Source organism: Cellvibrio sp. PSBB006 (assembly GCF_002162135.1).
GTDB lineage: Bacteria > Pseudomonadota > Gammaproteobacteria > Pseudomonadales > Cellvibrionaceae > Cellvibrio.
This window is the reverse complement of the sequence record NZ_CP021382.1, coordinates 3897190-3918551: the sequence shown is the minus strand read 5'-3', so window position 1 is coordinate 3918551 and position 21362 is coordinate 3897190. Positions and strand designations below refer to the sequence as shown.

The 21362-nt window shown below is 51.1% G+C and carries 20 protein-coding genes; 8 read left to right on the top strand and 12 right to left on the bottom strand.

Annotated features, from left to right (window positions below):
* Positions 1–2 precede the first annotated feature (2 nt).
* The 7 genes from aroB to CBR65_RS16310 form a co-directional block, all read right to left on the bottom strand.
* Positions 3–1079 (bottom strand): 3-dehydroquinate synthase, encoded by a 1077-nt coding sequence (gene aroB / locus CBR65_RS16340; RefSeq protein ID WP_087467842.1) that lies wholly within the window; start codon positions 1077–1079, stop codon positions 3–5.
* A 70-nt stretch (positions 1080–1149) separates the two neighbouring features.
* On the bottom strand, positions 1150–1668 hold the full coding sequence (gene aroK, locus CBR65_RS16335) for a shikimate kinase AroK (RefSeq protein ID WP_087467841.1): 519 nt from the start codon (positions 1666–1668) through the stop codon (positions 1150–1152).
* Positions 1668–3713: a type IV pilus secretin PilQ gene (locus CBR65_RS16330; RefSeq protein ID WP_087469121.1), complete on the bottom strand. Its 2046-nt coding sequence runs from the start codon at positions 3711–3713 to the stop codon at positions 1668–1670. The genes aroK and CBR65_RS16330 overlap by 1 nt, the downstream gene beginning before the upstream one ends.
* 36 nt (positions 3714–3749) lie before the next feature.
* Positions 3750–4283, bottom strand: a complete 534-nt coding sequence (locus tag CBR65_RS16325) for a pilus assembly protein PilP (RefSeq protein WP_087467840.1) — start codon at positions 4281–4283, stop codon at positions 3750–3752.
* Positions 4284–4285: 2 nt separating this feature from the next.
* The gene (locus CBR65_RS16320) at positions 4286–4897 is read right to left on the bottom strand and encodes a type 4a pilus biogenesis protein PilO (RefSeq protein WP_157672116.1); all 612 of its coding nucleotides are present in this window, start codon (positions 4895–4897) and stop codon (positions 4286–4288) included.
* 1 nt (position 4898) lies between these two features.
* Complete coding sequence (locus CBR65_RS16315) at positions 4899–5480, bottom strand: PilN domain-containing protein (RefSeq protein ID WP_087467839.1); 582 nt, start codon at positions 5478–5480, stop codon at positions 4899–4901.
* Positions 5480–6547, bottom strand: a complete 1068-nt coding sequence (locus CBR65_RS16310; RefSeq protein ID WP_087467838.1) for a pilus assembly protein PilM — start codon at positions 6545–6547, stop codon at positions 5480–5482. Before CBR65_RS16310 ends, CBR65_RS16315 begins: the two co-directional genes overlap by 1 nt.
* A gap of 154 nt (positions 6548–6701) precedes the next feature.
* Between CBR65_RS16310 and CBR65_RS16305 the strand changes: the two genes are divergently transcribed.
* Positions 6702–9182 (top strand): penicillin-binding protein 1A, encoded by a 2481-nt coding sequence (locus CBR65_RS16305; RefSeq protein ID WP_232461227.1) that lies wholly within the window; start codon positions 6702–6704, stop codon positions 9180–9182.
* A 55-nt stretch (positions 9183–9237) separates the two neighbouring features.
* On the opposite strand, the gene CBR65_RS16300 is transcribed toward CBR65_RS16305, so the two are convergent.
* Positions 9238–10050, bottom strand: a complete 813-nt coding sequence (locus CBR65_RS16300) for a thermonuclease family protein (protein ID WP_157672115.1) — start codon at positions 10048–10050, stop codon at positions 9238–9240.
* Between the two features lie 40 nt (positions 10051–10090).
* Positions 10091–10309: a 50S ribosomal protein L31 gene (gene rpmE, locus CBR65_RS16295; protein WP_087469119.1), complete on the bottom strand. Its 219-nt coding sequence runs from the start codon at positions 10307–10309 to the stop codon at positions 10091–10093.
* A gap of 241 nt (positions 10310–10550) precedes the next feature.
* Between rpmE and CBR65_RS16290 the strand changes: the two genes are divergently transcribed.
* From CBR65_RS16290 to CBR65_RS16270, 5 genes are all read left to right on the top strand, one after another.
* Positions 10551–12764, top strand: a complete 2214-nt coding sequence (locus tag CBR65_RS16290) for a primosomal protein N' (RefSeq protein ID WP_087467835.1) — start codon at positions 10551–10553, stop codon at positions 12762–12764.
* Between the two features lie 73 nt (positions 12765–12837).
* Complete coding sequence (locus tag CBR65_RS16285) at positions 12838–13422, top strand: SPOR domain-containing protein (RefSeq protein ID WP_087467834.1); 585 nt, start codon at positions 12838–12840, stop codon at positions 13420–13422.
* A 121-nt stretch (positions 13423–13543) separates the two neighbouring features.
* Positions 13544–14068: an ATP-dependent protease subunit HslV gene (hslV, locus tag CBR65_RS16280; RefSeq protein ID WP_087467833.1), complete on the top strand. Its 525-nt coding sequence runs from the start codon at positions 13544–13546 to the stop codon at positions 14066–14068.
* Between the two features lie 18 nt (positions 14069–14086).
* Positions 14087–15406 (top strand): ATP-dependent protease ATPase subunit HslU, encoded by a 1320-nt coding sequence (gene hslU, locus CBR65_RS16275; RefSeq protein ID WP_087467832.1) that lies wholly within the window; start codon positions 14087–14089, stop codon positions 15404–15406.
* 15 nt (positions 15407–15421) lie between these two features.
* Positions 15422–15793: a gamma-butyrobetaine hydroxylase-like domain-containing protein gene (locus CBR65_RS16270; protein ID WP_087467831.1), complete on the top strand. Its 372-nt coding sequence runs from the start codon at positions 15422–15424 to the stop codon at positions 15791–15793.
* A 4-nt stretch (positions 15794–15797) separates the two neighbouring features.
* On the opposite strand, the gene CBR65_RS16265 is transcribed toward CBR65_RS16270, so the two are convergent.
* The gene (locus CBR65_RS16265) at positions 15798–16607 is read right to left on the bottom strand and encodes an undecaprenyl-diphosphate phosphatase (protein ID WP_087467830.1); all 810 of its coding nucleotides are present in this window, start codon (positions 16605–16607) and stop codon (positions 15798–15800) included.
* Between the two features lie 166 nt (positions 16608–16773).
* Between CBR65_RS16265 and CBR65_RS16260 the strand changes: the two genes are divergently transcribed.
* Positions 16774–17337, top strand: a complete 564-nt coding sequence (locus tag CBR65_RS16260; protein ID WP_087467829.1) for a DUF4136 domain-containing protein — start codon at positions 16774–16776, stop codon at positions 17335–17337.
* 142 nt (positions 17338–17479) lie between these two features.
* Positions 17480–18031, top strand: coding sequence for a hypothetical protein (locus tag CBR65_RS16255; RefSeq protein ID WP_157672114.1), 552 nt, complete (start codon positions 17480–17482; stop codon positions 18029–18031).
* On the opposite strand, the gene hldE is transcribed toward CBR65_RS16255, so the two are convergent.
* Together hldE and msbA are read right to left on the bottom strand one after the other, a co-directional pair.
* Positions 17993–19417: a bifunctional D-glycero-beta-D-manno-heptose-7-phosphate kinase/D-glycero-beta-D-manno-heptose 1-phosphate adenylyltransferase HldE gene (hldE, locus tag CBR65_RS16250; protein ID WP_087467827.1), complete on the bottom strand. Its 1425-nt coding sequence runs from the start codon at positions 19415–19417 to the stop codon at positions 17993–17995. The genes CBR65_RS16255 and hldE overlap by 39 nt on opposite strands.
* A gap of 129 nt (positions 19418–19546) precedes the next feature.
* Positions 19547–21337: a lipid A export permease/ATP-binding protein MsbA gene (gene msbA, locus CBR65_RS16245; RefSeq protein WP_087467826.1), complete on the bottom strand. Its 1791-nt coding sequence runs from the start codon at positions 21335–21337 to the stop codon at positions 19547–19549.
* Positions 21338–21362 lie beyond the last annotated feature (25 nt).

Genomic DNA, 21362 nt, shown 5'->3' with positions numbered 1-21362 from the left:
GCTTAGCGACAAGCGACAAATGTCTGAGCCAGCAGCTCAGCCTCGACATCGCTGGTAATTACGGCTTTGCCCATGGACTCCAGCAGCACCAGGCGCAGGCGACCATCAAGTATTTTTTTATCGACACCCATCAGGGTCAAAAATGTTTCGCTCGTCATATCAGCCGGTGCTTTAACAGGCAGTTTGGCCTGCTTCAATAACGCTATTGTGCGTTCCAAATCAGCCTGACTGATAGCTCCGCGACGCCAGGACAAATCAGCAGCCATCACCATACCGGCGGCCACCGCTTCGCCGTGCAACCAGTTGCCGTAGCCCTGAGCTGTCTCGATAGCGTGCCCGAAGGTGTGACCCAAATTGAGAATGGCCCGAATCCCACCTTCGCGTTCATCCTGAGCCACCACATCGGCTTTAATTTGACAGGAACGCTCGACAGCATACGCAAGGGCACGCTTATCGCGCGCCATCAACGCTGGCATATTGGCTTCGAGCCATTCGAAGAAAGCGTAATCGGCTATCAATCCATATTTAACTACTTCCGCAATACCTGCGGACAATTCGCGGGACGGCAGCGTTTCCAATAATCCAGTGTCCGCAATGACACAACGGGGCTGATAAAAAGCCCCGATCATATTTTTGCCCAGCGTGTGATTAACGCCCGTTTTACCACCCACCGAAGAATCCACCATTGATAACAGGGTGGTTGGTACCTGGATAAAATCCACACCTCGCTGATAACAAGCGGCAGCGAAACCAGTCATGTCGCCCACAACACCACCACCCAAAGCAATCAATGTCGTTGTACGATTATGGCGAGCCCGCAATAATCCATCGAAAATCAGGTTCAGTGTTTCCAGATTTTTATGCGCTTCACCGTCAGGAAGCACAACGGTGTCTAGCTGATAACCGGTCAACATGTCTTGTAGTGATGATAAATACAGAGGCGCAATGGTTTCGTTGGTCACAATGCATATTTGGCGTCCTTGGATATGGGGGGCGAGAAATTGCTTGTTAGCTAAAAGCTTTTCACCGATATAGATAGGGTAACTTCGATCACCCAGATCGACATTTAACTGACGCATAACGAGACTTTGCCTGATAGTGAAAGTAAGGAATGTGCAGGGCGCACTTTACCATAAGCCGCCGGGAGGCTCACTGAGCAGCAGTCACCAAACCTGCGATTTCCTGAGCGACCGCTTTGGGTGATCGACGATCTGTGTTGATAACAAAATCAGCAGCATCACGATAGAGGGGATCACGAAGAGATAACAAATCAATAATTTTTTGACGAGGGTTTTCCACCTGCAATAGCGGGCGCTTTTTATCGCGGGATGTTCTTTCTACCAGTTGGTCAATGGAGGCAGTGAGATAGCAAACGAACCCGGATGACTTCATGATCGTGCGATTTTGTTCGCGCAGGATGATTCCACCACCTGTCGCAATCACAACATTTGCCTCAGTAGAGAGCTCTGTTAATACTGCTGCTTCCCGTTCACGAAACCCCTCCTCACCTTCCATATCAAAAATCCATGGAATATCAGCGCCGGTACGTTCTTCAATCACACGATCACTATCGCGGAAAGATAGGTTTAGTTCCGAGGCAAGAAGACGTCCTATGGTAGATTTGCCGGCCCCCATGGGGCCGACAAGGAAAATATTCGAGCGGAGCATCAGTTTGTCAGGCTTTCAGCCATGATTTTGGGGGTGATGAACAACAGCAATTCTGTTTTATTATTTTCATTAACGTCGCGTCTGAACAAACGACCCAGGTACGGGATATCACCGAGGAGAGGTACCTTGTTCTCACCCTTGATAGATTCCACGGTGAATACACCACCCAATACTACGGTTTGCCCATTGGCCACCAAGACTTTCGTGGTCAACTCTGTCACATCAAGAGTGGGAATCCCGCTGGCCACGATAATTTGCCCAACCGTGTCCTGATTTATCACCAAGTCCATAATAATGCGATTATCCGGCGTAATTTGGGGAGTCACATCCAGCTTCAGAACTGCTTCCTTGAATGACGTAGTGGTAGCGCCACTGGCAGAAGCTTCTTGATAAGGGATTTCAGTGCCTGAAGAAATAGTGGCACGCTGTTTATCGCCAGTGATAACTTTCGGCTGAGAGACTATTTCAGCAAAACCGGTATTCTCAAGTGCTGACAATTCCATGTCTAGAAACTCATTATCAGTCAGAACACCAAGCGCAAGAGTACCAGCAGGACTGGTCGTCACACCTAAATCCACCGAACCTTCAACGTCGGTAACCGTATCAGAAGACTGATCAGTACCACCCGCCCCCCAACGGATACCCAACTCTCTACGGAAATCGGTGTTAGCAATCACAATCCGCGCTTCAATCATCACTTGGCGAATCGGGATATCAATTTGATCGATCAATCGCCTGAAGGCTTCGATACGGTCGGCGGTATCAGTAATAATGATAGAGTTAGTTCGCTCATCAACAATCGCTTGTCCACGCTCAGAGAGAACACTGCCGGTAGATTGGCTACCGCCTCTACCGGCCCCACTTCCACCAGACCGCTCACCAGACTCACCACGGAACAACTCAAACATCTCTTTAGCATTAGCATAACGAACACGAATATATTCCGTGCGCAATGGTGCTAATTCTTCCAATTGTTTCTTGGTAGTCAGTTCCTGACGTTCACGTTCGGCAATTTCCGCAGCAGGCGCAACCATTAGAACATTACCCACCTGACGCTTATCCAGCCCTTTGGTTTTTAATACCAGGCTGAGCGCTTGATCCCAAGGCACGTTATCAAGACGCAAAGTAATACGGCCTTGCACAGTGTCACTGGCTACAAGATTCAATTCAGTAAAGTCGGCAATGATTTGCAGCACCGCACGCACTTCAATATCCTGGAAGTTCAGTGACAGCTTTTCACCGGTAAATTCAAATTCTTCTTTTTTCTCTTTAATTTCCTGAGCCGTCAGCGGCTTAATGCTAACGACATATTCTTTGTCCGCTTGGTAGGCCAGATAATCGTAGTCACCCGACGCAGCTATATTCAGTACGGTGTCGCCACCATCAAGTGTCGCCGATACCAATGAAACCGGCGTCGCGAAATCCACTACGTCCAGTCGGCGGCGCAATTCCGGCGGCAGCCAGACATCGTTAAAGGTTAACCGAACCCCTGCGCCAGTGCTCGACATCTCGGCACTTATACCAGGATCTGACAGCGCAATAATGATACGACCCTCACCTGTAGTGCCACGACGGAAGTCAATATTGGTGATTGCAGGCCCTTGAGCTGCAGCGGTTTGAGCTGTTGGTGCCGATGGAACCGTAACGCTGGGAGTCACCGTGTTATTTGCATAACCACCGTCACTAGCACCCACTTCAACAATGTAGGTATTACCTTCGGCACGACTGGTGTAAGACGTCAAATCATCCAGATTTAAAATCAACCGGGTTCTACCCTCCGTCGTTAACACCATGGCACTCTGACCATTGTCAAACGATAAAGGATAACGACGCTCTTCCAGCGCACTGACTACCTGAGGAAAGTCCAGGACAATGCGCGCAGGCCTTTCAATAGTGTAACCGGCAGGTTCCGGTGGCGGCCCTGAAAACGTCATCCTGACTTCAAACCGCTCACCGGGAAGTTCAGCAAAACGAATATCATCAAGTGTATTTGCCCAGGTGACAGGGGCCAACAGACAAACAAGTAATAAGGCTATATTTCGCATTTTTAACCCCAATGAGAACAAAGCACCCATGATGGTTTATTCCTTTTCTTCTAATTTGATAATTCTGGGACGCTCAACCCAACCGTTCGCGCCATCAGAGACAATTTCGAGCACTTCTATTTGCGCGCGATCCGCTGTAACGATCTTGCCATGGTTTTTGCCCATGTAATTACCGATGGTGACCGAGTGCACGCCACCTTGCCCATCGTCAATTAATGCCCAGAGGCGTCCAGACTTGGTCAAGGTTCCCACCATTGTCAGGCCGGCAATGTTGAAGCTTTCAAGATATTCGCGTTCGCGGTTCATATCCGGCTCAACCGTCCGGCCGCCTTTTATCGATGCTTTATCTTCTTCTCGCACAGGCGGATCAAAAGGACTGCGCAAGGTCATCGCACTATAAGCAAACGGGCGGTATGGACGAAACGCTGGCAACGGTTCAATTTGCCCTTGCGGACGGCGCTTGGTTTCCGCCATAAAATCATGCAAGTCCTGGTGCTGAGACGATGAGTCACAGGCTGTCAGCAAAAAAACGCACAAACCGGAAATGAGAGCGTAAGAAATTTTCTTCATTTCTATTGCTCCTGCGACTTATAACGATAGGTTTTAGCAGAGATTTTCATTGCTAATTCGGCGCTGTCTTTTTTCCGGGTGATTGAATAATCGTGCAAGGTAACGATACGCGGCATACCCGCTACGCCGCTGACAAACCCACCGAGATCGTGATATCCGCCTTCTACATCAATGCTGATAGGCAGTTCGATGTAATATTCAGCTGTGCGCTCTGCTTCCAACTTGATACTGTTGATAGTCAAACCACTTTCAGAACCGCGAGTATCGATATCTTCCAACAACCCTGGAACTTCAGTGTCAGTCGGCAACCGCGACAACAGCGAATCAAAGGTGCTTTTCATCTCCACCATCTGCGCCCGATAAGCATCAAGGTTAGCGGCTTCGAAACTTTTCTTTCTGTAGGTCTCTTTTAATGTAGCCTCTTTTTTGACAATTGTGTCGAGCTGCATATTCAGATCTTTGATCCATACGTAATAGGTCGCCGCAAACACAACAGCAATCAACAGTACTGCCACAAAAATCTTGGCTGGCACAGGCCAGATACCGATTTTTTCAAAATCAATATCATTCACGTCAAAGTTTTTGAGTTGCTCCATGGATTCTGCAAATGACATCTTATTTACCCTCCTCATTTGCAGCCGCATCAATCTGATCCTGAGGAGCAGAGGTGCGCACGGTCATCTTGAATGAATTGGCCTGTTCGCCCTCTTCAGGCGCAGCAGTCACGGACGTCAAATTGGGAGATGCAAACCAGTCGGACTGATCAAGGTTGCGCATAAAGCTGGATACACGGTTAGTCGATTCGGCAATACCTTCAATACTGATGGTGTCACCGGTACGCACCACCGAATTCAGATGTACACCATCGGGGACGGAGCGAACCAGATCATCAAAGTAACGGACGATAACGGGACGCGTTCCCTCAAGATCTTGAATGACCTTAATGCGGGTCAGCAGATCGTCGCGGACCTTTTTCAGCTCAGCGATTTCCTGCACTTGTTTTTCAAGCGCGGCAATTTCAGTCTCCAATAGGCGATTACGCGAATTTTGATTATCGATGGCTGCTTCCACGCTGGAAATCCACACATAAGCTAACAGCGCCGACACGATAAAAACGCCGATCAATATGGCAATGAACTGGTCTTTCTTTTCTTTGCGATAGGCTTCGCGCCAGGGTAATAAGTTAATCTTTGCCATTAGTCGAAACTCCTCATTGCCAAGCCAGTGGCAATCATCAATGAAGGAGCATCATTAGCCAGCGCTACAGCATTGACCCGCGACGACACCGACATACCGGCAAAGGGATTGGCTACCACAGTCTGGGTGCCCAATTTTTCTTCAATCAAACCTACCAGGCCGTCCATCGACGCCACACCACCAGCCAAAATAATGTAATCGACATCATTGTATTGGCTGGCAGAGAAGAAAAATTGTAGGGAACGAGTGACCTGCTGCACGACAGCTTCTTTAAAAGGGCCCAGTACTTCAGATTCATAATCGTCTGGCAAACCGCCTTGCTTCTTGGCCAACCCGGCCTCTTCCATCGATAAACCATAGCGGCGTTGAATTTCTTCGGTAAGTTGCTTGCCACCGAACAGTTGTTCGCGGGTATAAACCGTTTTGCCATCGACAAGGACGCTGAGCGTGGTCATAGTGGCGCCCACGTCAATGATAGCCACAACCTGACCATCCTGATCTTCCAACTGGTCCGCAATCAATTCGTAGGCACGCTCCATGCTGTAGGCTTCAACATCCACTTTTTCCGGAGTTAAATCAGCCAGTTCAAGGACGTTAGCGCGCATCTCAACATTTTCACGACGACAGGCGGCAAGCAAGACCTCAACCTGATCGGGATTGCGCGGTGACTCGCCCTGAACTTCGAAGTCGATAGCCACCTCTTCAAGAGGGAAGGGAATGTATTGGTCAGCTTCAAGGGAAATCTGGGTTTCCATTGCATCGTCACTTAACCCGGCAGGCATATCGATCACTTTGGTGATCACCGCCGAACCGGCAACCGCAACTGCTGCATGTTTCAGCTTGGTCTTGGATTGCTTGACCATTGCTTTGATGACCTCAGCAACGGCCTCCTGGTCATTAATATTTTTCTCCACCACCGCATTTGGCGGTAGAGCTCTCACAGCATAAGTCTCGACACGATAGCGATCACCGTGGCGGCTTAATTCAAGCAATTTGACCGAAGTTGAACTGATATCCAGTCCCAACACTGGTTTCGCTTTTTTCTCGAGGAAGCCTAAGATGCCCATTTTTCTATCTATATCCGTAACTTAGACGCTGTTTATGTTATAGCACTTTAACTTAAGCCTGCAACAAACCAGCCGATATGTAAACAGGGAAAAAGCCCGTATAATGCCCGCCACTTGTCGCAAAACTGCTAACTCATTAATTCTGTTAGAAAAAATGCCTACTAAAAAAACCTGGTTGAAAGCCCTTTTCTGGTTGTTACTGTCCGGCTTCAGCGTTACTTTGGTGACACTGGCTGGCATGTACCTCTACCTGAGCCCCAATCTTCCTTCGGTGGAAACGTTAAAGCAGGTTAAATTACAGACCCCTTTACGCGTTTATTCAAGGGACAATAAGTTAATTGGTGAATTTGGCGAACAGCGTCGCACACCGTTAACCTTCGAACAGCTTCCACCCTTATATATCAAAGCCTTACTTGCTGCAGAAGACGCCGAATTCTACGACCATCATGGCGTTTCGCTAAGGGGTCTATTGCGCGCGGGTTCACAATTATTGCAAACAGGCCAAATCCAGTCCGGTGGCAGCACCATCACTATGCAGCTGGCACGTGATTTTTTCCTTACCCGCAAACAAGTATTTTCGAGAAAGTTCAATGAGATACTGCTTTCTTTTCAAATTGAGCGCCAGCTCACAAAAGAAGAGATACTTGAGCTGTTCAGCAACAAGATGTTTTTCGGTAACCGCGCTTATGGATTGCAGGCTGCCGCCCAGATCTATTATGGCAAAGACGCGAGTGAGCTTTCGTTAGCCCAGTACGCCACCATCGTTGGCAGCCTGAAAGCCCCTTCGGCCTATAACCCATTGGCAAACCCCCAACGCGCTCTGATTCGCCGCGACTGGATCATCGGTCGTATGCTGAAACTGAAATACATTGATCAAGCTACCCATGACGCAGCTATCAGTGAGTCCATCCTCACCAGCTATCACGGCCTGACATTGGATCTGTATGCGCCCTATGTCGCGGAACTGGCGCGCAAGGAAGTCTTTGATCGCTTTGGTGAAAATACGTACAACGATGGTTATCGGGTTTACACCAGCGTCGATAGCGAGATGCAAGCAAGCGCTCAAACATCTGTTATCAGCGGCTTACTCAGTTATGACCAACGCCATGGCTATCGAGGCCCCGAGCAGCGATTTGAGCCATCTGCAACGGATGATTTCAGTGACTGGCGAGAAAAGTTGGGAGATATACCCAACTTTGGCGGGCTGGAGGTAGCAGCGATTACCGAGGTTGCCGAACAGGCAGTAAAGGCGATTACCGCTTCGGGAGAAATCATCGAACTTGGTTGGGAACAAGGCTTGGCCACTGCCCGCCCCTATATCAATGAAGACAGTCGCGGCCCCGCCCCCACAAAGGCGGGAGATTTTCTTCAATACGGCGACGTGATCCGCATCGCCAGAGACACAGAAGGCGCCTGGCGCTTGAGCCAGGTGCCTGCGGTACAAGGAACCCTGGTAGCGCTAAACCCTCAGGATGGTGCGATCCTCGCCTTGGTCGGCGGCTTCGATTTCCGCCAAAGTCACTTTAATCGCGCGGTACAAGGTGCGCGGCAGCCGGGCTCCAGTTTCAAACCCTTTTTCTATACGGCAGCCCTGGAAAATGGCTTTACCCCAGCATCCGTCATCAATGATGCGCCCATTGTGATTGAAGACACGGCAATTGGCGCGTCCTGGCGGCCGGAAAATGACGATGGAAAGTTTTCCGGACCCATTCGTTTGCGCCAGGCGCTGTATCGCTCGCGCAATCTGGTATCGATTCGGCTACTGCGCAGCCTCGGCCTGGACAAAGCGCTGGATAGCCTCGAACGCTTTGGTTTCGACAAGACCCAATTTCCCCGCGACCTCACACTGGCACTGGGCACTCATGAACTGACACCGCTGCAAATGGCTACCGGCTACGCTACCTTTGCCAATGGTGGCTTCAAGATAGAACCGCACCTGGTCACGCGCATTGAAGACGCATCAGGCGAAGTCGTGTACGAAGCGCAACCGATGATCGTTTGCAAAGAGTGCGAGCAGGCCGAGGCCGCACGCCAGGCAGCCGCTTTGCTCAACGTATTGCCGGAAGAAGAGCCCGGTTACATACCTTTCGAGGAAGCGCTGACAAACGAGATACTTCCCCAGCCCATCGATACCACTCGCTACGCCCCTCGCATCATCGAAGAACGGGTGGCTTACATCATTGATTCGATGTTAAAAGACGTCATTACGCTGGGTACCGGCCGGTTGGCGCGCAAGCTGGAGCGCAGTGACATTGCCGGCAAGACAGGCACCACCAATGGTCCAAGAGATACCTGGTTTGCTGGCTATAGTCCGGATGTCGTTGCCGTCAGCTGGGTAGGGTTTGATCAAAACACGCTCCTGGGGCGAACAGAGTATGGCGGCTCAGCAGCACTGCCGATCTGGATTGACTTTATGCGCACCGCTCTGGATGGTGTTGAGGAAAAAATCCCATCACAGCCTAATGGCATCGTTACCGTACGCATCAATCGCGACACTGGTGCCCGGGCACAACCCGAAGATCCCGATGCAATATTTGAGATTTTTCGCGTGGAAGATGCCCCCCAGGCAGGTGATAGCACCTCACCCAATGGCGAACAGTCCGCAGATGAAATCTTGCCGGAGGAGCTGTTTTAGGGAGCGCCTGAAAAATGTTGGAGAGGCGGGCAATTTTTAAAAGACTCCCTCGAATTTACCTTTGCTCGCCCGGTGACTCCTCTAACATAAGAGGATGACGCACCTGCATTTGTAAAGGTTTAAAACCGCGTTTGCGCTGGAATTCGCTGGCGCGGTTGATCAGCCAACCGCGCACTTTGATAGATTTGCCAAGCCATGACTGCCATTGGTCATCGGCAAAATACTGCCGATCCTGTTGCGCAATCTTGACCACCACTGGGCCATCAAGCTCCAACCAGACGTCACGCAGCACACTCACCTTGGTGACTTTTCCCTGGATGCGACTAAAACCCGTTTGATCGAGCGCAAGCTCAGCAGCGGGCCGCAAATTCCACGCCTTCTCTCGCCATATGCCACGGTTTTGCCGGCGAGCAAGATCTTCCTGACGCGTCAGGCAACCCATTTCACTTACATTGGGAGGCACGACCACCTGTAGCGCCAATCCTTGCTCAAGTAAATGTGCTGCCAGACTTTGACGTCGCTGGTTATAAACGTGTGCCAGCATCCGGCCATAGCGGTCTTTATGGTCCAGATCGTAGACGAGGTGAACCTTCTGATGGCGGGGCAGAAACCGGCGGCTTGCGGCTGTTGCTTCAACACCCAATGCCTGACCAACATGCCCTTCCCACGCAACTTCGGGGGTATTGATACCTAAAACCCGCACACGTCGACCATCCTGTAAACGCAACGTATCGCCATCCACCACCTGGGCAAGCTGAACGGTTTCGTCGATCCGGGTGGCAGGGCAGGCAGCCACCGCCATATTGTTCCAGATGGAGGCGCAAACAAAAACGCCGAAAGCTACTGCTTTCGGCGTTTTTAGAAGCATGTTTCCCGACAGATAGCGAGAAAATAGCATTACATCTGTCTTACTTTTTGCCACCAATACGGCTAGCGAAGCGCTTGGTAAAGCGGTCAATACGACCACCGGTATCTACCATCTTCTGCTTGCCGGTGTAAAAAGGGTGGCACTCACTGCAGACGTCTACGTGGAAATCTTTACCCAGGGTAGAGCGAGTTTTAAAGGTGTTGCCACAGCTGCAGTTAACAGCTACGTCAGCGTAATTAGGATGAATTTCTGGTTTCATGATAATTGCCTTGTCGTTTTTTGTGCCGCCACCCGAGCATTTGTCGAGCACCGCACAACGGTTGGTAATAGGGCGGAATTTAAGGAGCGGGGATACTATCAGAATCAATACATAACGCAAGGGGAAAAAATAACCAGTTTTCAACACTCCCCTCGACCACACAAAAAGCACACCCAAACGACAGTTGATATGGGGTATCCTGCCCGGCAGCTCATCGCCAACAACCAAGACTTATCACCCGATGCCTACGGTTTTTCTTCAGGTCGCAATCCCCACTCCCTTGCGTCGCCGCTTTGACTACCTACCCCCGGTGGACATGCCGCTGGAGCAGGTTGCGCTTTTGCGGCCCGGAACACTCTTACGCTTACCCTTCGGGCACCAGGAAGTCGTCGGTGTATTACTGTCGCTACATCAGGAAGCCTCCGTGGCTGCCAACCAATTGCGCCATGCGCTCGGCGTCATTGATGAACTACCGGCTTTTATGCCCGATGTGCTTGCATTGTGCTTATGGGCCGCTGACTACTATCAAAGCCCGGTCGGTGAAGCCTTGCATACCGCGTTGCCGGCGCTCTTACGCCAGGGAGAAATGGCCCGATTACGTACGGAGCCGATCTATCACCTCACAACAGCTGGAAAAGGTTTGCCGGCCGGCAGCCTGAAACGCGCTCCGCGTCAGGCCGCTTTGCTGGCTGCACTGCAAGATACACCTTATTTAACGCGCGCCGATCTGCAAATACTGGACATACCCACTACCACCATCAAGCCGCTGATGAAGAAAGGACTGGTTGCTTGCAGTGAGCAAGTACTTACACCAGAATCGACACAGACTACCTTGCGCGAACAGCCGTTGATACTAAACCCGGAACAGGCAGAGGTTCTTGAAAAGATAAACCTGGACCAGTTCCAGGTAAGTCTGCTGGATGGGGCCACTGGCAGCGGTAAGACGGAAATCTATCTGCAAGCCATCGCCCGAACCTTGGCCCAAGGCAAGCAGGCATTGGTATTGATCCCCGAAATCGGGCTTACGCCACAAACGCTACAACGATTCCAACGGCGTTTCGCGGTGCCTGTTGTCGCCCTGCATTCCGGCCTCAATGATCGGGAACGGCTGGATGCCTGGGTACAGGCGCGTGAGGGCATTGCCCGGGTAGTTATCGGCACCCGGTCGGCTATCTTCACACCGCTCAAGGAGCCGGGAATCATCATTGTTGATGAAGAGCACGATAACTCCTTCAAACAACAGGACGGTTTTCGCTACTCTGCCCGCGACCTAGCCGTTATGCGCGCCAGTCAGCTCAAGATTCCGTTATTGCTCGGTTCCGCCACGCCGGCGTTGGAAAGCCTCAATAACGCCCAGCAAGGCCGTTATCAATATTTGCGCCTGACCCGCCGTGCCGGTTCAGCCGTACCCCCCAGCATTCAGCTGCTCGATATTCGCGCGCAACCCTTGCATGAAGGTTTCGCGCAAGACACCCTGAAAGCGATTGCATTGGAAATCCAGGCGCGCCATCAGGTGCTGATATTTATCAACCGGCGCGGTTACGCGCCCACACTCCAATGCCACGATTGTGGCTGGCTGGCTAACTGCAACCACTGTGACGCACGCATGACGGTTCATCAGCAGCCGCGCCACCTGCATTGCCATCATTGTGATCACCAGCGCCCATTGCCCTCACGCTGCCCAAGCTGTCACAGCCATCAACTGCAACCTTTAGGGCAGGGCACGGAGCGCAGTGAAGAAGCTTTGCGCCAGCTGTTTCCACAGACGCGAATACTGCGGGTTGATCGCGACTCCACGCGCGGCAAACATGCCATGCATCGTTTGCTGGACGAGGTGCAATCCGGCGAGCCTTGTATCCTGGTGGGGACACAGATGTTGGCTAAAGGTCATCATTTTCCCCTGGTCACCCTGGTCGTTATCATTGATGCGGACGCCGGTTTGTTCAGTGCCGACTTTCGCGGCCCCGAGCGGATGGGACAATTGTTACTTCAGGTAGCCGGGCGAGCCGGCCGGGCCGACAAGCCCGGTACGGTTATCTTGCAGAGCCACCACACTGAACATCCTCTGGTGCAAACCTTGATGCTGCAGGGTTATCACGCGCTGGCCGAGCTGTTATTGCACGAGCGACGCATTACCCAATTACCTCCCTATCGGCATCTCGCACTCTTGCGTGCAGAAAGCAAACGGCCTGAACTGGCCGTGGAGTTTTTACGTCTGGCTCGCGCTCAGGCTGAGCAATGGCAGCCATCCAGCCACCATTTCAGTTACCTTGGCCCTTTGCCAGCCATGATGGAAAAACGCGGCGACCGTTTTCGCTATCAATTGCAATTCAACAGTGCACAGCGCAAACCCCTGCAACAACTCCTCGCACAACTCACTGCACAATTGGAAAACGAGGCATTGGGTAAACGGGTTCGCTGGTCCATTGATGTAGATCCGCAGGAAATGAATTAGAGCCGCACTTCATAGTGACTCACCCGCACAGCACAAGTACAATTGCGCCCACTCCGAGCTTGATGAAGTCGCCATGTCCCGAGATTACGCCAAAAAAAATCGTTCCCCGAATCGTCGTCGCGCACCGGCGAAACCGCCCGTGCCGGGCTGGGTGTGGCTGTTAATCGGCGGCATTCTGGGCGCTTTTATCATGTTTCTGGTTTACCTGGCTGATGTAGTGCCACAACCAGCGACACAGGAAAAGCCGGTAGCCGAAAAGCCAAAAGTCACGCGCACAGAAACAGAAGAAGAAAAAGTGCCCAAGCCGCGCTTTGATTTTTATAAATTGCTCCAGGAGAGTGAGGTCATCGTACCTGCCACTGAGCCGGCACAAACCGTTGAAAAAATTGTGGAGACACAACCGGATTCGATGGAGTACATCCTGCAAGTTGGCTCTTTCCGCAACAATGTAGATGCCGATAAATTGCGCGCGCAGCTGATCCTGCTTAACCTCGATGCGCGGATTGAAAAGGTGACCATTCGCAATGGCGAATTGTGGCATCGCGTCATCGTCGGCCCATTTCAGGATCAGTCGCGACTGGCCAGCGCTCGCTCCACGTTGGTCGCGAACCAATATAACGCCCTCATGTTAAAGCGCGACAAAAACGCAGCGCCCTGATACGGCATCCGCGCCAGATAAACATAATCGGCTTGAAATTACCCACCCCGCCCCCACTTTTCAGGGAATCCCTGCGGCCTTAGCGCCGCAGTCCGCAACAGTTCAACAAAGGATTTCCCCTGTGACCACAATTCTCTCTGTACGCCGTGAAGGCCAGGTTGTGCTTGGCGGCGACGGTCAGGTTTCACTCGGCAATACGGTGATGAAAGGCAATGCACGCAAAGTGCGCCGCTTGTACAAAAATCAGGTGATCGCCGGATTCGCTGGCGGAACTGCCGATGCTTTCACCCTGTTCGAGCGCTTCGAAGCAAAGCTTGAAGCCCACAACGGCCAGTTGGTGCGCGCCGCCGTGGAATTGGCCAAAGACTGGCGCACGGATCGCGCATTGCGCCGACTTGAAGCATTACTCGCTGTAGCCGATAAAGAAGCCTCGCTCATCATCACCGGCAATGGTGACGTTATTCAACCGGAAGACGATTTGATTGCCATTGGCTCCGGCGGCCCTTTCGCGCAGGCAGCTGCGCGCGCGCTGCTGGAAAACACACAATTGGACGCCCGTAGCATCGTGGAAAAAGGATTGCATATCGCGGGCGATATTTGTGTTTTTACCAACCAGAACCACACCATCGAAACATTGGAATATTAATTTTTTCGGATACAGATTATGTCCACCATGACACCCCGTGAGATTGTTCACGAACTGGATAAACATATCGTCGGCCAACAGGATGCCAAGCGTGCTGTAGCTATCGCATTGCGCAATCGCTGGCGCCGCATGCAAGTGCCCGCCGACATGCGCAGTGAAATCACCCCAAAAAATATTTTGATGATTGGTCCGACCGGCGTGGGCAAAACCGAAATTGCACGTCGTCTGGCAAAACTGGCCAATGCGCCGTTTATCAAAGTGGAAGCCACAAAATTCACTGAAGTCGGTTATGTCGGCCGCGATGTGGAATCCATTATTCGCGACCTGGTTGATGTATCGATCAAGATGTACCGTGAGCATGCGCTGAAAACTGTCCAGCACCGCGCGGCAGAAGCGGCGGAAGAGCGCATTCTGGATGCGCTGCTGCCTCCGGCGCGCGGCGGTGATCCGACCTTGAATAACGAGTCGGGTACACGACAGGTCTTCCGGAAAAAATTGCGCGAAGGCGAACTGGATAACAAAGAGATTGAAATTGATCTGGCGGCAACACCCGTCGGTGTAGAAATTATGGCACCACCGGGCATGGAAGACATGACCAGCCAATTACAAAATATGTTTTCGTCTTTATCGAATGGAAAAACCAAGAAAACCAAGCTGACGGTAAAGCAGGCTTTCAAACAACTGCAGGAAGAAGAAGCCGGCAAGCTGGTCAATAATGAAGACATTAAAGCACAAGCCATAGAAGCGGCCGAACAAAACGGCATTGTGTTTATCGATGAGATCGACAAGGTGGCGCGGCGCGGACAGACGTCTGGCGCCGATGTCTCCCGCGAGGGCGTGCAACGGGATTTACTGCCATTGATTGAAGGCTGCACCGTAACCACCAAACACGGCATCATCAAAACAGATCATATTTTGTTTATCACGTCCGGGGCCTTTCATCTAAGCAAGCCCTCAGATCTGATTCCGGAATTGCAGGGGCGCCTGCCAATTCGCGTTGAGCTAAGCGCGCTAACGCCGGACGATTTTGAACGCATACTCACCGAACCTCGCGCTTCACTCACCGAGCAGCAGCAAGCATTGCTGGAAACGGAAGGCGTAACAATTCAGTTCACCAAAGACGGTATTCGTCGAATCGCTGAAACCGCCTGGGAAGTGAACGAGCGCACCGAAAATATCGGCGCGCGTCGCCTGCATACGATTCTCGAACGATTGTTGGAGGATATTTCCTTCGATGCAGGCAATGAAAAAAACCATCTGGAAATCAATGCTGCTTATGTCGATGACCATTTAGGCGAGCTGGCAAAGAATGAAGATCTCAGCCGCTATATCCTGTAAGTCACAATAACCACTATGATCCCAGTCAAGATTCAACTGCACAAGCAATCCGGAATATTGGAACTTCAATTCGGTACCCAGTCTTATCAGCTGGGTGCCGAATATTTGCGGGTGCACTCACCCAGCGCGGAAGTAAAAGGACATGGACCGAATCAGGCTACATTGCAGTTCGGCAAGAAAGAGGTGGGTATCAGCAGCATTGAGCGCGCCGGCAATTACGCATTAAAAATCTTTTTTGATGATGGTCACAACTCCGGCATCTACACCTGGGACTACCTTTATCAACTTTCTGTAGAGCAGGAAAGTAAGTGGCAGGCTTATCTTGACGCACTGGCAGCGGCTGGCAAAAGCCGCGAGAAAGATACCAGTGTCGTCAAGTTTGTTTGATATGTTATGCCGCTGGATTCCAGTAAAGCACAATCAACAAAATTCCCAAGGCTATGCGATACACAACAAAAGGTTGCATACCGATCCGATTGATAAACGCCAGAAAATAATAAATACACAAATAAGCGCTGATTCCCGATACCAGGGTTCCTACGATCATTGCGGTCCAATCCACCGCCACCCGTGCGTGCACCAGCTCGTTGGTTTCCACTGCGCCAGCAATCACAATCACCGGAATCGACAACAGGAATGAAAACCGCGCAGCAGCTTCCCGGGTAAAGCCCAGCATCAATGCGGCCGTAATCGTTATACCGGAGCGAGATGTACCGGGGATCAGCGCCAGCGCCTGGGCACATCCCACCCAGAAAACATCCCATTTATTCATCTGATATTCACTGCGCGCTCCGCGATGACGCCAGTCAGCCCAGGCGAGCAATAGTCCAAAGGCAATCAAGCCAAAGGCTGACACCAACGGCGAACGCATGGCGGTGGCCACCAGATCCTTGAGAAAAAATCCGGCAATGCAAACCGGGATAGTCGCGAAGATAACCGCCCAGGCCAGACGACTGTCCTCTGAGGATTCGCCGCGAGTCAGTGACGCGAACCAGGCGACAAACATCCGTTTGATATCCTGCCAAAAATAAATGACCACGGCAGCCAAACTACCCACGTGTAATGCCACATCAAATGCCAACCCCTGATCAGGCCAGTCAGCAAAGATAGGGACCAACAATAAATGCGCCGAGCTGGAAACCGGTAAGAATTCGGTCAACCCCTGCACCAATGCCAAAACAACTGCCTGAATTAAATCCATAACGACTACTCGCCATTGGGTGGTGAAAGCGGGACAAGTCTGAAATAAAACCACAGCATTTGCAAACCGCACAAGTAAGGATTAAAAAGAGCAATGATTCACACTAAACAGGGTCGAATCACTGGACAATAACGCGGACATCATACTTTATCCCGAGGACACTTTTATGAACCCACAACTGGCGAGTATACCGACAATGTTCCGCTCACTTTGGCGTTTTTGGTTGCTCGCACTGGTATTGATCATGTGTGGATGCGCCAGCACCAAATATAATCAGGACTTCAAACCGGGAACTGACTTTAGCGGGCACAAGACTTATAACTGGCGTGGTGCCTCATCAGATATTCCGGGTGTAAGCGCTCAACAGATTCAACGTCAGGCAGACACCCAATTGGCCAGCCAAGGGTTAAGTCGCACCGAAAGCAATCCCGACCTCCTGTTCGATATGAAGATTGTATCGCGCATCAGTACCGGCTCTTCCACCGGACTGGGGTTGTCTATCGGCCTGCCTCTCGGCCGCCACGGCAGTATCGGACTGGGCGGCGGTAAAAGTATGCCTAACGACAAACAGGAAGGCATCATCATCGTTGATATTACCGATGCACCAACCAACAATCTAATTTGGCGCGGCAGCGCTGAAGCCGTACCACTGCAACATTTTTCGCTGAGCAATGAAGCAAAACTTGCTGAAGTTTTACGCAAGCTTTTGAGCCAATATCCACCCAAGTAATTGCATCGCGAAGCAGAGTAATACTCTGCTTCGCCAATAATCTATGCCGACCCCAATCGTATCTCCGGCCAGCTGGCCGATATTGCGCCATCCGCTATGGATGCTTGCCGCTTTGCTATTGATCAGCGCGGAGTCCTATCGATTGTGGAGCCATGGGTTAATCAGCACATCCGAGACAGGTCTGCTGGAAGTTGGCCAGAATATTTTCTTGTTCCTGGCCTGTCTGTTACATAGCTATCACAGCCGCAACGATAACGCCGAGCCACTATATCGCTATCTATGCGTTGGTTTGGCGTTGCTCTGTCTGGCATTGTTACTGCGTGAACTTGATATCGATAAGATGGGCAACAGCAATCAGTGGGAAAATATTGAACTGCTGGTACGTAGCGTGACAGTGACAGGGATAATCATGTATTGCGGAACATTGCTCAGGCATCCAGATATTACATGGTCCGGTTTGAAATCTTTCACAACCATGCCGATGCTGATTTTCAGTTTCTGGGGAATATGCTGTTATCTCTGTGGCTGGCCATTCGATAAATCTTTATTCGCCATTCCACAGGGATTGTCTGCCTGGGCAGAAGAAACGCTGGAACTAAATGCAACAATATTATTGTTTTGCGCGGCCTGTACTAAATCTTTTCACGCGGAACATTCATTGCTGCCGGATTTTATTCACAATCGCCGTCGTTGAACAACTATCGATAAAGCTCAATACTTTTACACTGCCGCCGTACTCTTTGACGATATCGCCGCCTACCACCTGATGCTCGCGATAGTCGCCACCTTTTACCAGCACATCGGGTTTCAAATTGCGCAGCAGTCGCTCCGGGGTATCATCTTCAAAATACAACACCCAATCCACCGCTTCGAGGCCAGCCAGAACTGCCATACGGCGATCCACCGGATTGATCGGGCGGCCTTCTCCTTTTAAACGTTTTACCGATGCATCACTGTTGATGGCAACGATCAAACGGTGACCCAGTTTGCGTGCTTCTTCCAGGTAACCGACGTGACCGGCGTGAATAATATCGAAACAGCCATTGGTAAAAACGATTTTTTCTCCGCGCGCGCGCGCATCTTCCACCGCTTGCAGTAATTGTTCTTCACTCACAACACCGCGCTCCGAACCCTGCTCACCCTGCAAGGCAAAACGCAATTCCGGGGCACTGACTGCTGCCGTCCCCAACTTGCCAACCGCAATTCCCGCCGCGAGATTTGCCAGTGCTACCGCCTCAGTTAAAGGCTGGCCCGATGCCAGCACCGCTGCGACAACGGCAATCACCGTATCGCCCGCACCGGTCACATCAAATACTTCACGCGCGCGCGCCGGCAAATGCAATTCCGGTTGGTTAGGGCGCAGCAAGGTCATACCCTGCTCACCGCGGGTTACCAACAGTGCTTGCAAATCCAGTTCCTGCATTAGCGCACTGCCCTTCGCAACCATTTGCTGTTCGCTGTCACAACCACCAACAACCTGTTCAAATTCCTGCATATTGGGTGTGAGTAAGGTTGCGCCGCGATAACGGGCAAAATCTTTTCCTTTGGGATCGACCAACACCGGAACACGACGCATACGCGCCATGGCTATTAATGCCTGACAATCCTGCAAACTGCCCTTGGCATAATCGGATAGTACCAGCGCATCCATCTGCGGCATGATGACCTTGGCTTTTCTGGCAAATTCATCACTGTCACGCGCATCAAAGGATTCTTCAAAATCCATGCGCAGAATTTGTTGGTGCCGGCTGATAACGCGCAACTTGGTGATAGTGGGTTTATTGCGGGAAATTTGAAAATCCGTGTGAATGGAGGCTGCTTTTAAACGATTCTGTAACACAATACCGGCATCATCATCCCCGATCGTACCGATCAAACAGGCCGCTGCGCCCAGCGCGGCAATGTTAAGTGCAACGTTCGCAGCACCACCGGGACGCTCCTCCGATTGACTGACCTTGATGACCGGAACCGGCGCCTCCGGGGAGATACGCGATGTGTTGCCATGCCAATAACGATCCAGCATGACATCACCCACAACAAGCACGCGCGCGCGGTCAAAAAAAGGCATAGTCAGATTCATGATGTTTCCTTTGGTTTTATCCCATAAAACCTGTTAACCAGAACATTACTGAAAAATATTTACCTGAATTACTATTTTTCAGTGGTCGCCTGTATGTTCCCGTGATTCCTGTTCGTCATTACCTTGCTTTTATTCAGCAATATTATTGACGTCTTGCGGTTCATCGCGGAATTGCATTGAATACAAATTCGCGTAATGTGCACCCTTCGCCAGTAATTCAGCATGAGTACCCTGCTCAACTATTTCACCTGCATCCATCACCACAATGCGGTCTGCGCGCTCAATCGTGGACAACCGATGCGCAACCACAAAGGTGGTGCGATTTTGCATAACACTTTCCAATGCGGCCTGAATAAAACGTTCAGATTCGTTATCCAACGCAGAGGTTGCTTCATCCAGAATCAGAATCGGCGCATCTTTCAAAATCGCGCGCGCAATCGCCAGGCGTTGCCGCTGGCCACCGGATAAACGCGCACCGCCTTCTCCGATCAGCGTGTCAAAACCTTGCGGCAGCTGCTCAATAAACTCTGTCGCGTGAGCCAGATCCGCCGCCCGACGAATTGCATCCATATCACGATCAGTCAAACTGCCATAAGCAATATTGCCGGCCACCGAATCATTAAACAGCGTGACATGTTGATTCACCAGCGCGATCTGCTGTCGCAAATTAGCCAGACGGAAATCCGCAAGCGGAATCTCATCAATGCAAATATCACCCTGATCGTAGTCATAAAAGCGTGCCAGCAAATTAACCAGCGTCGACTTGCCACTACCCGAACGTCCGACCAACGCAATGACTTCGCCCGGCGCAACATCGAGATTGATATCCTTCAATGCCGGCCTATCACTCCGGGAATAATGAAAATATAAATGCCTGAAACTGACCTGGCCCTGAACGCGGGATACTTCGCGCGTGCCTTCATCGCGTTCCGGCGCCTGGTCGAGCAGGGTGAATACGCTATCCGCTGCTGCAACACCTTTAAGAATAATCGGCGCGACTTCACCCAATCGGCGCATAGGCTGCAACATAGCGCCCACCGCCGTCATATAGGCCACGAACTCTGCCGGGTTGCCCAGCTCCATGACATTCAGCGCAAGATAAATCAGCGATGCAATGGCGAAAGCAACAATCAACTGAATCAAGGGTGTGTTGGCTGCAGCGGTTACCACGATCTTCATATTCTGTTGGTAATTTTTTTTGCTCGCGGCTTCAAAGCGTTGCTTTTCATAATCCTCGCCGCCGAAGCTGCGCATCACCCGATAACCGGTAATCATCTCGCTGGTGACCTGGGTTATGTCGCCCACCGTGGTTTGCACTTTGGTACTTAAACGCCGTAAACGTTTACCCACCGTGGTAACCAATGAACCGATCAGTGGCGCAATCAAGATAAACACCAGGGTTAATTTCCAATCCGTGTAAAACAGATAGGACAACAACGCAACAACCGTCAGACCCTCGCGCAACAAAATCTTGATTGCATCCGTCGCGGCGGCGGTCACACCGTTGATGTTGTAGGTAATCACCGATACCAGATGACCGGAGCTTTGATCATCAAATGTCATACTCGGTAAACGCGTCATATGATTGAACACCTGAACACGTAAACTGTGAATGACACTGAAGGCAACCCGCGACAAAAAATACACGCCGGCAAAAGCACCAATACCACGTAACACTGTTAAGCCAATGACTTGCAAGGGCACCAAAAAGCGGTCTTGCGGATCATTGCTTTCAATAATGTTAATCAGATTTTCAAGAATCTTGATAAACAGCGTGGTGGATGTTGCATAAAGGGCAAACCCCACAATGCTGACCACAAACATCAAACGGTAGGATTTAAGGTATGACAACAACCGCAAATAAATTTTAAGCGCTGATGTTTCCACAACCGGTTGTGCGGTTTTGTTTTTGTCTACCATAAATCGCCTATTTCCGAGGGGAAAC

What these genes read in the sequence shown, in the direction of transcription:
- aroB (WP_087467842.1), bottom strand. Translation starts at nt 1,079, where the DNA reads ATGCGTCAGTTAAATGTCGATCTGGGTGATCGAAGTTACCCTATCTAT.
- aroK (WP_087467841.1), bottom strand. Translation starts at nt 1,668, where the DNA reads ATGCTCCGCTCGAATATTTTCCTTGTCGGCCCCATGGGGGCCGGCAAA.
- CBR65_RS16330 (WP_087469121.1), bottom strand. Translation starts at nt 3,713, where the DNA reads ATGCGAAATATAGCCTTATTACTTGTTTGTCTGTTGGCCCCTGTCACC.
- CBR65_RS16325 (WP_087467840.1), bottom strand. Translation starts at nt 4,283, where the DNA reads ATGAAGAAAATTTCTTACGCTCTCATTTCCGGTTTGTGCGTTTTTTTG.
- CBR65_RS16320 (WP_157672116.1), bottom strand. Translation starts at nt 4,897, where the DNA reads ATGTCATTTGCAGAATCCATGGAGCAACTCAAAAACTTTGACGTGAAT.
- CBR65_RS16315 (WP_087467839.1), bottom strand. Translation starts at nt 5,480, where the DNA reads ATGGCAAAGATTAACTTATTACCCTGGCGCGAAGCCTATCGCAAAGAA.
- CBR65_RS16310 (WP_087467838.1), bottom strand. Translation starts at nt 6,547, where the DNA reads ATGGGCATCTTAGGCTTCCTCGAGAAAAAAGCGAAACCAGTGTTGGGA.
- CBR65_RS16305 (WP_232461227.1), top strand. Translation starts at nt 6,702, where the DNA reads ATGCCTACTAAAAAAACCTGGTTGAAAGCCCTTTTCTGGTTGTTACTG.
- CBR65_RS16300 (WP_157672115.1), bottom strand. Translation starts at nt 10,050, where the DNA reads ATGCTTCTAAAAACGCCGAAAGCAGTAGCTTTCGGCGTTTTTGTTTGC.
- rpmE (WP_087469119.1), bottom strand. Translation starts at nt 10,309, where the DNA reads ATGAAACCAGAAATTCATCCTAATTACGCTGACGTAGCTGTTAACTGC.
- CBR65_RS16290 (WP_087467835.1), top strand. Translation starts at nt 10,551, where the DNA reads ATGCCTACGGTTTTTCTTCAGGTCGCAATCCCCACTCCCTTGCGTCGC.
- CBR65_RS16285 (WP_087467834.1), top strand. Translation starts at nt 12,838, where the DNA reads ATGTCCCGAGATTACGCCAAAAAAAATCGTTCCCCGAATCGTCGTCGC.
- hslU (WP_087467832.1), top strand. Translation starts at nt 14,087, where the DNA reads ATGTCCACCATGACACCCCGTGAGATTGTTCACGAACTGGATAAACAT.
- CBR65_RS16270 (WP_087467831.1), top strand. Translation starts at nt 15,422, where the DNA reads ATGATCCCAGTCAAGATTCAACTGCACAAGCAATCCGGAATATTGGAA.
- CBR65_RS16265 (WP_087467830.1), bottom strand. Translation starts at nt 16,607, where the DNA reads ATGGATTTAATTCAGGCAGTTGTTTTGGCATTGGTGCAGGGGTTGACC.
- CBR65_RS16260 (WP_087467829.1), top strand. Translation starts at nt 16,774, where the DNA reads ATGAACCCACAACTGGCGAGTATACCGACAATGTTCCGCTCACTTTGG.
- hldE (WP_087467827.1), bottom strand. Translation starts at nt 19,417, where the DNA reads ATGAATCTGACTATGCCTTTTTTTGACCGCGCGCGCGTGCTTGTTGTG.
- msbA (WP_087467826.1), bottom strand. Translation starts at nt 21,337, where the DNA reads ATGGTAGACAAAAACAAAACCGCACAACCGGTTGTGGAAACATCAGCG.